A 14,109-nucleotide genomic window follows, 5' to 3' on the forward strand; every position below is an offset into this window, starting at 1 on the left:
GTCGGTTCCATCGGTCGGGTCAGTGCCATCCGTGGGGTCGGTCCCGTCGGTCGGATCCGTGCCATCCGTCGGGTCGGTTCCATCGGTCGGATCGGTGCCGTCCGTCGGGTCGGTTCCGTCAGTCGGATCCGTGCCATCCGTCGGATCAGTCCCGTCAGTCGGGTCCGTGCCATCCGTTGGATCGGTCGTATCCGTCGGATTCGACGAATCGCCCGAGTTGCCGATGATGGTGCCGCCGCCGATGGCCGCCAGGGCGGCGGAACCCAAGGCCCAGACGCTGGCGGCGCCATCGTCGAACATGCCGGCGCCAAGGCCGGCCGCCGCCTCTTCGTCGCCATCCGCCAGGATGACCGTGCCGTCGCCCAGGACCAGCCGATGGGCCGTGCCGTCGGCCGCGGCCATGTAGAAGTCCTTGATCAGGAACTCGTCGCCACTGTTCATCCGCACGATCAAGTCGCTGCCGGACCTGAGATAACCGCCGACAGCCGCCGGTAACGCCGGAATGGTGACATCGATCAGCGTGCCAGCCTGAATGATGCTTTGAGCCATGGAATCATCCTTTTGGGGCGGCCCTGGAGCAACGCGGGCCAAGGTAGAGATTTGGTATAGGGTCATATACGATAGTATGTGCAAATAACACATACTAAAGGACAGTCAAGCCACGACGGATCGCATTCGACGATTCGCTGCCGGACAGGGGGAAGGCGCGCGATCCGGTCGCTCTTGCCGCGCCATCGCCCTTTGGCCAGAATCGCGTCGTTGCCGGGTTCACGAGGAAAGACATGACCGAGATTGCCGATACCGAGGGCCAGGAACCGGGCGAGCTTGCCCCGCTGCCGGCGGGGATGCGCAAGGATCTGGCCAATTCGGTTCGCCCCATCCTGCAGGCCCTGGCGCGGGTGATCGCCACCGACAGGCGCGCGGTGGTGCTGGCCAACCAGCGGGGCGAGATCCTGCTGGCGAATCGCTCGGCCCAGCAACTGGGGATCGGGCAGGACGAACTGACCGCGCGGCTGGATTGGGCCGGGGCCTGCGCCCGCGCCCGGCGCTCGGGCAGCGTCTCGGCGCAATGGACCGAGAACGGCCAGAGCTTCGCGGGCGAGGTGGTGCATGTCCCCCTGGGCCCGGCCGAGGGCTATCTGCTGCGGCTGGCCGAAAGCGACCAGGAATCGACCTGGCTGCGCAACCGCGCGCGCTCGGCCATGCTGATGCGGGTGGCCCATGACCTGCGCACGCCGATCCAGTCGCTGCTGGCCTCGGCCGAGGCGCTGATGCAGGGGCCGGGCCGGGCCGCAGCGCCCGAGGACGCCGGCGCCAGGATGCGCCGCGCCGCCGAACTGGCGCTCGACCATATCAGCAACGTGCTGGCCGTGATCCGCGGCGAACAGAACCCGCGCGGCATCCAGCCGGACGAGGATTTCCGCATCGTCGAGGAAGTGGGCAGCCTGGTTGCCCTGGTCGAGCCGATCGCCAGCGCGCGCGCGACCGAGGTGCAGCTGACCGTCGACGCGCCGCCCGACCTGACGCTGCGCGGCCCGCTGCGCTTCGTGCGGGCGCTGTGCCAGAACCTGATCGACAACTCGGTCAACCATGGCGGCGGACGGGTGGAATTGCGGCTGTCCTGCGCGCCCCTGGCCGATCCGCTGCCCGGCGACGAGCCGGCGGCCGAGATCTGGCGCGTCGGGATCGAGCTTCTGGACGAAGGGGGCGGGCTGCCGCCGGCGCAAAAGGCCCGCCTGGCCAAGGCGCTGGGATTGCCGCTGGACGAGGCGGCCGTGCCGGCGACGGCCCCGGAGCAGCGCCCCTCGGCGGGGCTGAACGTGCTGGCCCATGCGCTGAAACAGCTGGGCGGCCGGATCGAGATCCAGGACCGCGGCAGCGACGGCCTGGCCCTGCCGCCCGGAAGCCCCGGCCGGGTCATCGGCACCATCTTCCGCGTCAGCTTCAGCCTGCCGCGCGCGCCCGACATGCGCCGCCAACCGCCGGCCGGGCCGGCGCAGCCGCAGCAGGCGCTGGCGGGCCGGATGCTGATGCTGGTCGAGGACAGCCCGGCCAGCCGCGACTGGCTAAGCCACCTTCTGCAAAGCTTCGGCGCCGAGGTGGTGGTGGCGGGCAGCGGCCCCGAGGCACTGGCGATGCTGTCGCGCGATGCGCTGGCCGGCCGGGTCGAGCTGGTGCTGACCGACGTCACCCTGCCCCGGATGAGCGGGATCGAGTTCGCCGCCCGGCTCAAGGCCGGGGATCCGGCCTCGGCGGCGCGCTGGCAGGGCAAGGTGGTCGGGCTGACCGCCCATGCCGATGACCGCATCAAGAAGGCGTGCCGCCAGGCGGGGATGGTCTGTGTGCTGGAAAAGCCGATTCGCCCCGATACGCTGCGCGACGCCCTGGCCGGAATCCTGGCGGGCGCGCCGTCGCGGCAGACCCCCGGCGCGGCGCCGACCTGCTGCAAGGATGCTGCCGTCGACCCGGCCGCGGCCGCCGATCTTGCCGAGCGCGTGGGCCCCGAGGCGGCGCGCGGCTTCATGCTGCGGGCCCTGGCCGAAGCGCAATCCGTGCTGGACGAGCTGCGCCAGGAAGGCGTCGGCAAGGATACCGGGCGGCGGCTGCACGCCGCCACCGGCGCCAGCGGGCTGACCGGGCTGGTCCTGGTCGAGCGGCGCCTGCGCGCCATCGAAAAGGCGGTCGAGGCGGGCCAGCCGGACCTGGAGCCGCTGTTCGCGCCCCTGGACGAGGCGCTGATGCAAAGCCGCCGGTCGGTCGAGGAGATGGCGTGAACGGGCTGTTCTCTGCCCGCGCGATGGGATACCTTGATCCTGCCGTGGGTAAGGGGGATGTGATTGCACCGGCATCACGCCGTTTCTGGATGTCACTCGACGGACCGCCGCCCCTGGGCGGGCGGCGATGCCGAAAGCAGAAACCATGAATGAACAACAAGAAAACACATTGCGGGTGCTGATCGCGGACGATCACGCCATGATCCTGGAGATGCTCGAGATGTATCTGACCGGCGTCCCGGATATCGAGGTCGAGACCGTGCCCGACCTGCCCGCGGCGCTGGAGGCCATCGACCGCCACGGCCCCTTTGACCTGGTGCTGGTCGACCTGGACATGCCCGGCATGGATGGCGTCGCCGGGCTGGGCAAGGCGCTGGAGCATAATGGCGGCAAGCCGGTCGGCATCCTGACCAGCAACCCCCCGTCGCGCGTGATCGAAGAGACCATGGCGCTTGGCGGGGCGGGGATCGTGCTCAAGACCACCTCGCTCAAGAACCTGGCCAACGAGATCCGCTTCATGGCGGGCGGCGGGCGCTATCTGCCGATCGAACTGGTGAAAACCCGCCAGCAGGCGCAAGAGGAACAGGGCACACTGCTGTCGCGGCGCGAATCCGAGGTGCTGGGCCTTTTGGCCGAAGGCAAGCTGAACCGCGAGATCGGCGTGGCGCTGAACCTGGCCGAACCCACGGTCAAGATGCATGTCAAGGCCGTCTGCAAGAAGCTGGGCGTCAGCAACCGGACGCAGGCGGTCATCGCCGCGCGCGACCGCAAGCTGATCTGAGACCGCCAACTCCATGCCAAAGCCCGTCATCGTCTTTGCCGGCGCCGTCTATCCGGGCCAGTTCGGCCCGCTTTGCGACTATCTGCGCCAGGCGGGCATGGCCGAGACCTATTTCCTGACGACGCCCGGCCATCGCCAGCGCCATCAGGACAGGGGCGCGCATATCCTGGCCTTCCAGCCCGACGGTCCCATCACCGGCCCGCAAGGCTATTACTATACCGCCAAGCTGGAACGCTCGGCCCGGATCGGGCGTGGGTTGCTGTCGGCGCTGCGCGAATTCCAGAAAAGCCGCCCCATCGACGTGATTGTGGCCCATTCGCTGTGGGGCGCGCCGCATTTCCTTTATGACGAGATCGACGCGGCCATCGTCAGCTATGTCGAGTTTCCCAGCTTCCGGGCGCATGGCTGGGATCCGGCCTATCCGCCCGACCTGTCGCAGCGCATGAGCGACAAGAACACCGAGATGCTGCATTTCCACCAGGCGCTGCGCAGCGACCTGGTGATCTGTCCCAGCCATCATGCCAAGACGATGTTCCCGCCCGCCCTGCGCGGCAATATCGAGGTGCAGCTGGAAGGGCTGGACTTCGGCCCGGCCTTTGCGCCGCCCCCCGGCCCGCGCCCGTTCACCATCGGCTTTTCGGCGCGCGACCTTTCCAGCGCCAAGGGGTTCGATAGCTTCGTGCGGATCGTGGACCGGCTGGCGCGCGAAGGCTTCGATGCCCGGTTCATCGCCCTGGGCGGGGCGGACGGCTCGACCTATGGCTACGAGCAGCAATGGGTGCAGCGCCGATATGGCGGCGAGGTGGCGGATTTCTGCACCCATCTGATGCGGGAATTTCCCGCCGCCGCCGCGGTGCTGGAACGGCCCGGCAAGCTGCCCTACCAGGATTTCGTGCGCGAACTGTCGCAGATCGACCTGTTCCTTTATCCGCTGCGCCACGGCGTGGCGAATTGGGGATTGCTGGAAATCCTGGGCCGGGGCGGATGCGTGATCGCGCCCGACCGCGGCTATCCGGCGGAACTGATCCGCGACGATGTCAACGGCATCCTGCTGCCCGACGACATCGGCCGCTGGCTGGACACGATCCGGGCGCTCAGGGACGATGCCGCAAGGCGGGCGCGGCTTGGCCGGGCGGCGCGCGTCCTGGGCCAGGCCCATACGCTGCAATCCGTGGCGCCGCGCTACATGACGCTGTTCCGGCAGGCGATGGACAATCGCGCCCGCCGACTTGGCGCGGCGTCAAAACCTTGCGTTGACGGATAGGCCGAAGACCTGCCGCTTGTCCTGGGGCTGGTGCCGGACCGGCACCGCGGCATAAAGCGAGACCGGCGTACTGGCCACGTCGAAGGTCAGCGACAGGCCGATGCTGCTGCGGATATGCGCCTTGTCGTCGATGCGCCCGCCCAGCGTATCGTCGAGCGCCCAGACCGAGCCGAGATCGGCGAATATCCCGCCGCGCAGGGCGGTGCCCATCACCTTGCCCAGCTCGTGCTGCACCTCGGCCGAGAGGATCAGGTGGCGGTTGCCGCCCAGGAAATCATCGCCATCGGCCGGACCGATGCCGCGCGGGGCGAAGCCGCGAAAACTGTCGCCGCCCGGAAACACCCGGTCCAGCGCGGTCGTGTCGTTGCCCGACAGCCCGGCGACGATGCCGCCGTCCAGCCCCAGCATCAACACGGTGCCGCCCGCCAGCACATGGCGCGCATCCAGTTCCAGCCGGGTTTCCGAGATCGGGCTGGATGTGCCCAGGTTCCACAGGAATTGCTCGAACTGCACGAACAGGCCGCCGGTTTTCCCCCCTGCCCGGTCGCCATGGCTGAAGCTCAGGCGCAGGAAGGGCGCGTCAAGCTGGCCTTGTTCCCGTTGCAGCAGCGGGCTGGCATCGGCATCCAGCCCGAACAGCCTGTGGTCGCGCCAGCCGATGCCGTATTCGATGCGCGTGGCCTCGTCCGGCGTCGCGGCCAGGTAGAACTCGGCCTGGTGGCTGCGCATGGAGAACGCCAGGTCGCTGAAATTGCTGCGCTGGCCCAGGATGTCGATGCCGAAATGCAGCCCCGGCCGGAAAGCGTCGGCGCGATAGAGGCTGATGTCGAAGCTTTTGGCGTCGCGGCTGAAATCGCCATGCACGGCGGCGAAGGTATTGGGCAGCAGGTTGTATTGCTCATAGGACAGGCTGCCGGTCAGGCTGCGGTCGTTCACCCATGAGATCGCCGCCTCGATCCGGCCCGGCCTCTGCTCGACCTCAGTCACGTCGATGACCAGCGCATCCCCCTGCCCGCTCACCGAGACGCGCTCGAACACGCCGGTGGACATCAGGCAGCGCTCGACCCCGGCCAGGTCCGCCGCCTCCAGCGCAATGCCGTCAAGCGCCCCGCAGGCGCGGCGGATGTCGTCCTGGGGGACGAACTCGGCGCCGCGCACCTCGACCCGGTCATAGACCCGCGCCGCGGCGGGCAGGGTCAGCGCGCCCAGAAGCAGGGTGGCGGCTAGGGATGTCCTGGACAGGCGGGTCGGATCATGGCGCATGGGAAAATCGCATCGTTTCAAGGGTTAGCGCAGCCTTGCGCGCAGCAGGGGGCGGATCAGGTAGCTGAGGATGGATTGCTTGCCGCTTTCGATGTCCACCTGCGCCACCATGCCGGGGCGGATCGGGTATTCTTCGCCGAACCGCTCCAGATAGCTGCGCTCGGTCTGGACCATGACGCGATAGAAGTCCTGCGGGCCGGTCGCGGTTTCCTCCTCGACCGTATCCTCGGAGATCTGCGTGACGCGCCCGCGCAGGTCGCCATAGACCGCAAAGTCATAGGCGGTGATCTTGACGCTGGCCGGCATGTCCGGGGCGATGAAGGCCACGTCGCGGGGCAGGATCTTGGTCTCGATCAGCAACTGGTCGTCGATGGGCGTGATCTCCATGATCGCCTCGCCGGGCTGGACGACGCCGCCCAGGGTGGTGATGGTGATGTTGTTGATCCGCCCCTCGACCGGGGAACGGATGACGGTGCGGCGCAGCTCGTCCTCCTTGCGCACCAGATCCTGCTGCAGCTGGGTCAGCTTGGCCCGGCGCTCGGCCAGGTCGCGATAGGCGTCCTGGACATAGCCGTTGCGCGCCTCGCTGATCTTGCCGTCAAGCTCGGCGCTTTTCTGTCGCAGTTGCAGCAGGTCGATGCGGCTGACCGAGCCGCTGGCGGCCAGCGGCTGAAGGATGTCCAGCTGTTCCTGGACCGAGACGCGCTCCTGCTCCAGCGCGGCAAGCGAGGATTCCAGCCGGGTGCGCCGGGCCTTGAACAGCCGCAATTCGGTCTGCTGCGTCTCGGTCGGATCGGGGCCGAAATCCAGCACCGGCTTTTCCAGGACTTCGGCCTCCAGCCGCGCCACCTCGGCCTCCAGGGCCTCGATCTCGGATTGCACGGCCAGGAAGGCGGCGCGCGGGCGCGTCGCGTCCAGATGGGCGATGACCTGGTCCTGCCGGACCACGTCGCCTTCGGCGACCGGCAATTCGGCGAGAATGCCGCCCTCCAGGCTCTGGATCGTCTGCAACCGGCGCAGCGGAATGACCCGGCCGTCGCCGCGGGTGATCTGGTCGATCTGGGCCAGGGCGGCCCAGACCACGGCGACGATCACCGCCAGAAAGACGATCTGGATGGTCCATCTTGCCTGCCGCAGCACCAGCCGCCGATAACTTCCGTCGATATGGCTGGCGCTGACGGAATCGTCACCGTTCATGTCACCACGTGAACGGGCGCCTGCTGCACCCTGTTCGCCCTGGCCGCATTGAGGATCTGCATCAGATCCCCGTCACGGACGACCCGCCCGTCCTTCAGCACCACCGCCCGGCTGGCCAGCCCCAGCACTTCGCGCTTGTGGGTCGAGATGATGGCCGTCCGCCCCTCCAGCCATTCCCGCAGGAAGGCGATGACCTTGGCCTCGGTCACATGGTCGAAGGCCGAGGTCGGCTCGTCCAGCAGCACGATGCGCGGATCCTGCAGGATGACCCGCGCCAGGCCGATGGCCTGCTTCTGCCCGCCCGAGACATTGGCATTGCTGTAGATCTGCAGGTCCAGGCCGCGGACATGGCGGCGGACATAGCCGCCAAGCCCCACCGCATCCAGCGCGGCCAGCAGTTCCTCGTCGCTGTGCAGGCCGTGATCCAGCAGCAGGTTGTCGCGCAGGGTGCCCTGGAACAGCGCGACGTTCTGCGGCAGGTAGCCGATCTGCCGGCGACGGTCGATCGGGTCGATCTGGCTAAGCGCGAGGTTGTCGACCAGCACCGCCCCGTCCTGCGGATCGGTCAGCCCGGCCAGCAGGCGCAAGAGCGTGGACTTGCCCGCGCCGTTCCCGCCCAGAAGCGCGATCTTTTCCCCCGCCGCCAGGGTCAGCGCCGGAATGCTGACGACCGGCGCGGCCTCGGGGTCGTGGCGATAGCCGACCTCTTCCAGCCGGTATTCGCCCGACAAGGCCGGGGCGCGGACGTAATGGCGGTCGGCGGGACGCTCGACCGGGGTCTTCATGATCTCGTCCAGCCCCTCCATCGCGGCGCGGACATGCTGCCAGCGCGCCAGAAGCCCCGCGACCTGCCCCATCGGCGCCAGCGTGCGGCTGGACAGAAGCGTGCAGGCGATCAGGCTGCCTACCGTCAGGTCGCCCGAACTGATCAGGTAGACCCCGACGATGATGATGCCGGCATAGGCGAATTTCTGCACCGAGCTGACCAGCTGCGTCATCAGGTTGGTCAGCCCTCGGGTCTTGACCGCCGTCGTCGCCATGGTCGCGGTCAATTGCGCATAGGCGCGCTGCAACCGCCCCTCGGCCCGCGCCGCCTTGACGGTTTCCAGGTTCGAGACGGTTTCCAGCAGCAGCCCGTTCAAGGCCGCCGCCTCGCGGGTGCTTTCGCGCGAGGCGCGGCCCAGGCGACGCTGCAGCACCAGGCCGGGCAGGACGGTCAGCACCACCGCCGCCACCACGACCAGCGCCAGCGCGCCGCCCAGCCAGGCCAAGACGCCGATGAAGATGATGACGAAGGGAATGTCGCAAAGCGCCGTGACGGTACCCGAGGTGAAGAATTCGCGCACCGTGGCAAAGTCGCGGACCTGGTTGGCGAATACGCCGGTCGATTTCGGCTGATGCGCCAGCCGCAGGTTCGACACCCGGTCGAAAAGCTGCGCCGACAGCCGCAGGTCCAGGTCGCGCCCCGACACGTCGATCAGCGAGGCGCGCATGATCCGCAGCAGGATCTCCAGCACGATGGCGATGCCCACGCCGCTGGCCAGGATCCACAGGGTGTCGAACGCCTGGTTCGGCACCACGCGGTCATAGACCTGCATCGAGAACAGCGCCGTGGCGATGGCCAGCAGGTTGGCCACGAACGAGGCGATGATGACATCGCGATAGATCGGCCAGTTGTCCAGCACCGGGCCGATGATCCAGTGCCGCTTTTCGCCATCGGTCTTGTCCAGCCGGTCCGCGACGATGTCGATGGGCTTGGACACCAGGATGCGCCCGTCATGGCGTTCGGCCAGTTCCTCGGCCGTCCAGACCGCCCGGCCGCCGCCGGTGGCGGGCAGGATCAGGCTGGCCTGGCCGTCGTGCATCGCCTCGAGGATGACGGTGCTGCCGTCGCGCAGGAACAAAAGCGCGGGCAGGCCGTGTTCGGGAAAGCCGGCCAGGGGCTCGTTGCTGATGCGGCAGCTCATGTTGGCGCGGCGCAGGGCCAGCGCAGCAAGCCGGGGCGGCAGGCTTTCGCCGCGGGCGCGGGGCAGCCCGTCGGTCAGCCGCTCGGCCGAGGCCGAGACGCCATGGACGCGGCAAAGCTCGACAAGACCCAGGACCAGGGGGTCCGTCGCCGGGGATTGGGGGTCATGCTTGGATGCGCTCAACGGTTTCAGCCTCCCGCGGAATTGGCGAGGATGAGCGTGCCCAGCACGCCGAGGTCATGTGCCGCCTGGTATTCGGTGCGCTTTCTGGCGTCATAGGTGGCAATGCTGTCGATCTGCGCGTCGTAGAGGTCGCGCCCGGTGGTCAGCAGGTCGATCAGTTCCCGCTGGCCGCCGACGAATTGCTCTTCATAGCTGTCCAGCACCTGCTGCGCCTGCGCCAGCTGGCGGGATTGCGACGCCTCGCTGGCCCGCAGCACGCGCACGCGCTCGACCGCGCTTTGGGCACCGTTGGCCAGGTTGCGCCGGATCGCCTCCATGTTGGAGCGCGCCGCATCCGCCTCGAGCTGCGCCGACTGGATCTGCCGGCCGCTGAAGCTGCCCGCGTTCAGGTCGACGCCGGCGGCCAGCCCGACCGCGGTGCGGCTGCGCCCGCCATCCAGGTCGGCGCGGCCCTGCGCTTGCAGGCGGATCACCGGCAGCCGTTCGGCCCGCGCCAGGGCGATCCCGGCCTCGGCCACGCCCAGCTCCGCGTTCGCGGCGATGAAATCCGGCGACAGGCGGACCGCCGCCTCGACCGCATCGGCCTTGGCGTAGCGGCCGGCAAAGCCCAGCTCCGGCGGCTTGGCGATGCTGCCCGGCGCCCGCCCCATCAGGAAGGCAAGCTGCGAAAGCGCCAGCCCGCGTTCGCTGGTCAGCTGGTCCAGCCGCTCCTCGGTCCGGGCAATTTCCAGCTCCGCCCGCGCGACCTCTCCGCTGTCGCCCAGCCCGCCCTGGGCGCGGGCCGCGGCATGTTCCGCGATCCGCTGGGCAAAGCCCAGATAGTCGCGGGTGCGGGCGATCTTCCTGTCCAGCACCTCGATGTCGAGATAGAAGTTCGAAACCTCCAGCGTCAGCTGCTCGATCCCCATCTTCAGCTCGGAGACGGATTTCACCCGCTCCTGCGAGGTGCTGGCGATCAGGTTGCGCACCCGGCCCCAGTCATACAGCACCTGCGAGACCGTCAGCGTCACCCCGGCGCCGTTGGCATCGGTGGTGTTGGTATCGGCCGAAATGCTGAACTGCGGATAGCGCTGGTCCCTGGCCGCCTCGATGTCGACCGAGCGGCGCGCGACCTGCTGGCGCATCGCCGTGATCCCCGGATCGCGTTCCGAAGCGACAAGGACGGCCTGGGGCAAGGTGGTGGCCTGCACGGCGGCGGGCGTGCCACCCAGAACGGCAAGGATCAGGGCCAGGGCCGCAACGCGGCGCCTTCTGGAAAAGAACCGGGTTTCAAAGCCGCTGGGCAGCGCAAGGCGCGACAGATTATGTCTTATAAGAATCATGGATGGCATCCGCCGGATCTTCTTCGCAAGGCCGCGCATGTCGGCGGTTCTGTGGCTTTACTTCGGACAAAACAGTTCGTTGTGGCAAGAGGGCAGCGCCAATATGCACAGGATGAACGGCTCGTCCATTTGCCTTAAAAGACTAATTTACGCATTATCTCCGCGCTGCGTATGCTCGCAGGTCGGCTGTCAGTGGTTGTCGTCGTCGCCCGGGAACAGGCCAAGCTGGCCCAGCAGCCCGCCGCCGCCCAGAAGCGACGAGGCGGCTTCGCTCTCGACCGCATCTTCTCCGAACAGCGTGGCGAGCGCGTTTTCGACGGCCGCATCCGCCGCAAAAAGCCCTCCCTCGCCGATTTCCGCGCCGATCGGGTCCAGCAGCGCCGCCAAGGGGTCGGTCACGCCGCCCGTCGCCCGTTCGCCGCTGTCGATGATCTCGTTGAGCAGGCTGTCCACCTCGGGATCATGGCCGGCCAGGGCGTCGCTGGCCGCCGCCTGGGGCTGGGCCAGGGCCGCTTCCAGCCCGACCACGCCCAGAAGGCCGCCCACCAGGTCGTCGGTCAGGGGGGGCTCGGCCGCGGGGTCGATGCCGAAGACATCCTGGTCCGAGAGTAATTCATGAAACAGCAGGTCCGTCACCATGTCCGATGCGTCGAACACCGCGCCGGCGATGGACGGATCGCCGCCGATCAGGCTTTCCAGGAAGCCGTCGTCATCGCCATGCTCTTCCCCGGTCGGGGCCCCGGCCGAAAGCTGCGGTTCCTGGCCGGCGCCTGCTGCCAGCAGCCCGGTCAACTCGTCCAGCAGGCCGCCGGCCAGCGGCAATGCCGGATCCGAGCCTGAAGCCGGCTCTGGCGCGGCTTGCCCGGCGATCCCGGCCGCGATTCCCCCCAGCAGGCCGCCCTCGCCGGCGACGGGGCCAAGAACGTCCTGCACCAGGTCAAGCCCGGCGGATAGCGCGCCATCCTCGTCCAGGATCGGTTCGCCGGTCCCCACCGCATCGGCGACCGCGCCCAGCACGCCCGTCGCCAGAGCGCCTTCCTCCGACACGGGTTCAGCCAGCGAAGCGGCAAGCGCGCCGGGTTCTTCCAGAACCGGCGCAGGCGATGCCTGGGCCGGGACCGTGGCGCTTGACGCGCTTCCCCTGCCCAGCAGGCTGCCGGTCAGGCCGCCCAGCAGACCACCCTGTCCAAGGATCGGACCCAGCAGACCGCCCTCCCCCAGGATCGGGGCCGTGATGCCGCCCAGCAACCCGTCTTCGGCCAGGATGGGCGCCGTGATGCCACCCAGCAGCCCGCTTTCACCCAGGATCGGCTCCAGCAAGCCTTCCTGGACGACCCCCACCACGCTGCCGAGCGCACTGTCCTCGCCTAGGATGGGATCAAGGACCGCGCCCAGCAAGCCGTCGGGCCCCAGGATCGGATCGACAAGCGAATCCGTCACCGTGCCCAGCAACCCATCAGCACCGAGGATGGGCGAGACAAGGCTGTCGACCAATCCATCCTCGCCCAGGACGGGGGCCAGGACTTCGCCCACCAACCCATCAGGCCCCAGGATCGGATCGAGCAGCGAATCCGTCACCGTGCCCAGAACCCCATCGGGACCGAGAATGGGGGAAACGAGGCTGTCGACCAGTCCATCCTCGCCCAGGACGGGGGCAAGGACGTTGCCCACCAGCCCGTCGGGCCCCAGGATCGGATCGAGCAGCGAATCCGTCACCGTGCCCAGCAGCCCCTCGGGGCCGAGAATGGGCGAGACGAGGCTGTCGATCAGGCCACCCTCGCCCAGGATGGGGGTGACGAGATTGTCCAGCAGCCCGTCCTTGCCCAGGATGGGGTTCAGCAGATCGCTCACCAGCCCGTCCGGGCCAAGGATCGGGTCGACCAGCGAATCCGTCACCGTGCCCAGCAGCCCGTCGGCGCCGAGGATGGGCGAGACGAGGCTGTCGACCAGCCCGTCCTCGCCCAGAAGCGACCCGTCCGCCTCGGAAGGCGCATCTTCGGCAACCGTCCCGTCCTGGGCGACAGGGCCCGCATCGGCCGCCGCAGCCGTCGGCCCATCGCCCGCAACGACGCGCGAAGGCGCAGCGGCCACGCGATCCGTGACCGGCGCGGCAGCCGGCGGCTCCGCCGCGGGCAAGGTGGTGTTGACGGCCGCGCGAATCGACAATTCGCCCGCCTCCTGATCGCCGATCCTGCCCAGGGGCGGCGCAAAGGCGGCCACGCTGTCGGCAGCCGGCGTGCCGCCGCCGGATGCTGCGGCATCAGCCTGCGGCACCTGCGACGCGCCCGCCGGCACGGCCGATTGCGCCACGGCGAACGCGCCGGCAGGCGCCATGCTGGCGAAGGTTTCCGCCCCCGCAACCGCCCGGTCGCCGGCAAGGTCCGGGGCTTTGCCGGGCTCCTCGGCGGCCTGGGACAGCAGGTCGGATTGCCCGGCATGGGTCGCGGTCTGGGTGGCAAGCCCCATGCCGATCGCGCTGAGGCCCAGGGCGGTGCCGCCCGCCCCCTCAACATGGATGCGCGGCTGGGCGTCCCGAGCGGCGGCGGCAGGGGCGGCCGGGATATTCGTCTCGGACCCGTGCCGCGCTGCGGCCTTCGTGGGGTCGGGCTTCTGTGCCGCCATTCCATCCTCGTTCAGCTCCGGCGGGCTTGAACTGCCCAAAGGTTTGGGCGCGCCGGGGCCGGGCAGGTAAATCACATACTATAGTATGCAGCCATTCCATTAGGATGGCAATGCGATTCCGCGCCCCCTTGGCGCGGGAGGCGGCGCATGGGCCAAGGGCGCTGGCCATGCCGGGAAATGGCACCCGACAGCGCCCGGAACGGGCGAGCATGGGCGCGCAGGCGACCGGGGCCAGCGCCAGGCCGACGGCATGGAGGTCGAGCGCTATCCGCGCCGCGCCGGCGGAACCGTTCGGCATGTCCGGCAACCGGCGCGGGCCTTGTCGCCCGGATCATCCACGGCTCGCCGGGCGTCAGGCAAAGCCGAACCAGTCCCCGCGCGAGCTGCCCGCGCCGCTTGGGGCCGCGCAGCGGGAAGCCTCGGCCGTAGCGTCCGGGCGCAGCCTGGTGGCGTCCCAGCCTTCCGCCCGCTCGTCGCGCCGCGCAAGGCCGTTCGCCGCCAGCGCGACCGTCCCGATCAGGAAATGCGCCCGCGGCGGCCCGGTCCGCCCAATCCGCGGCAGGACCGACGTCCTGCTGCTGGATCAGGGACACCCAGCATGCCGTAGAGCAGCGGGTCCAGCGGGCGCGAGATGCGGTCGGTCCAGAGGATGCCGGCGCTGGCGGGCTCGACCAGTCCGATGCTGGCGGCCAGCAGGACAGCTCCAGCGTGCCGGTCAGGATGGAACAGGCGCCAA

8 protein-coding genes and 1 pseudogene are annotated in these 14,109 nt (G+C 69.0%); 3 read left to right on the plus strand and 6 right to left on the minus strand.

What is annotated here, in order from left to right; all coding sequences use genetic code 11:
- A pseudogene (locus FE811_RS27475) lies at positions 1-549 on the minus strand (hypothetical protein); the annotation flags it as partial.
- A 233-nt stretch (positions 550-782) separates the two neighbouring features.
- Here FE811_RS27475 and FE811_RS13845 point away from each other — a divergent pair.
- The 3 genes from FE811_RS13845 to FE811_RS13855 all read left to right on the plus strand — a co-directional run bounded on the left by FE811_RS13845 (position 783) and on the right by FE811_RS13855 (position 4,819).
- Positions 783-2,774: a response regulator gene (locus FE811_RS13845; RefSeq protein ID WP_140847931.1), complete on the plus strand. Its 1,992-nt coding sequence runs from the start codon at positions 783-785 to the stop codon at positions 2,772-2,774.
- Between the two features lie 145 nt (positions 2,775-2,919).
- Complete coding sequence (locus tag FE811_RS13850; protein ID WP_116221815.1) at positions 2,920-3,555, plus strand: response regulator transcription factor; 636 nt, start codon at positions 2,920-2,922, stop codon at positions 3,553-3,555.
- A 13-nt stretch (positions 3,556-3,568) separates the two neighbouring features.
- Entirely contained in the window at positions 3,569-4,819 is a 1,251-nt protein-coding gene (locus tag FE811_RS13855) for a glycosyltransferase (RefSeq protein WP_116221814.1), read from the plus strand.
- Here the strand turns inward: FE811_RS13855 and FE811_RS13860 are convergent.
- From FE811_RS13860 to FE811_RS13880, 5 genes are all read right to left on the minus strand, one after another.
- Entirely contained in the window at positions 4,796-6,082 is a 1,287-nt protein-coding gene (locus tag FE811_RS13860; RefSeq protein ID WP_140847934.1) for a BamA/TamA family outer membrane protein, read from the minus strand. The two genes, FE811_RS13855 and FE811_RS13860, sit on opposite strands and share 24 nt — an antisense overlap.
- Before the next feature lie 24 nt (positions 6,083-6,106).
- Positions 6,107-7,279 carry an HlyD family efflux transporter periplasmic adaptor subunit gene (locus FE811_RS13865; RefSeq protein ID WP_116221812.1) on the minus strand — a complete coding sequence of 391 codons (1,173 nt, stop codon included), beginning with the start codon at positions 7,277-7,279 and terminating at the stop codon, positions 6,107-6,109.
- Entirely contained in the window at positions 7,276-9,429 is a 2,154-nt protein-coding gene (locus FE811_RS13870; protein WP_114537711.1) for a type I secretion system permease/ATPase, read from the minus strand. The genes FE811_RS13865 and FE811_RS13870 overlap by 4 nt, the downstream gene beginning before the upstream one ends.
- Positions 9,430-9,434: 5 nt before the next feature.
- Positions 9,435-10,751 carry a TolC family protein gene (locus FE811_RS13875; RefSeq protein WP_166435510.1) on the minus strand — a complete coding sequence of 439 codons (1,317 nt, stop codon included), beginning with the start codon at positions 10,749-10,751 and terminating at the stop codon, positions 9,435-9,437.
- 189 nt (positions 10,752-10,940) lie between these two features.
- A complete protein-coding gene (locus tag FE811_RS13880; protein ID WP_116221810.1) occupies positions 10,941-13,373 on the minus strand; it encodes a hypothetical protein in 2,433 nt (810 codons plus the stop codon).
- Positions 13,374-14,109: the final 736 nt, after the last annotated feature.

The organism is Paracoccus sp. FO-3 (assembly GCF_006386455.1).
GTDB lineage: Bacteria > Pseudomonadota > Alphaproteobacteria > Rhodobacterales > Rhodobacteraceae > Paracoccus > Paracoccus versutus.

What these genes read in the sequence shown, in the direction of transcription:
- FE811_RS13845 (WP_140847931.1), top strand. Translation starts at nt 783, where the DNA reads ATGACCGAGATTGCCGATACCGAGGGCCAGGAACCGGGCGAGCTTGCC.
- FE811_RS13850 (WP_116221815.1), top strand. Translation starts at nt 2,920, where the DNA reads ATGAATGAACAACAAGAAAACACATTGCGGGTGCTGATCGCGGACGAT.
- FE811_RS13855 (WP_116221814.1), top strand. Translation starts at nt 3,569, where the DNA reads ATGCCAAAGCCCGTCATCGTCTTTGCCGGCGCCGTCTATCCGGGCCAG.
- FE811_RS13860 (WP_140847934.1), bottom strand. Translation starts at nt 6,082, where the DNA reads ATGCGCCATGATCCGACCCGCCTGTCCAGGACATCCCTAGCCGCCACC.
- FE811_RS13865 (WP_116221812.1), bottom strand. Translation starts at nt 7,279, where the DNA reads ATGAACGGTGACGATTCCGTCAGCGCCAGCCATATCGACGGAAGTTAT.
- FE811_RS13875 (WP_166435510.1), bottom strand. Translation starts at nt 10,751, where the DNA reads ATGATTCTTATAAGACATAATCTGTCGCGCCTTGCGCTGCCCAGCGGC.
- FE811_RS13880 (WP_116221810.1), bottom strand. Translation starts at nt 13,373, where the DNA reads ATGGCGGCACAGAAGCCCGACCCCACGAAGGCCGCAGCGCGGCACGGG.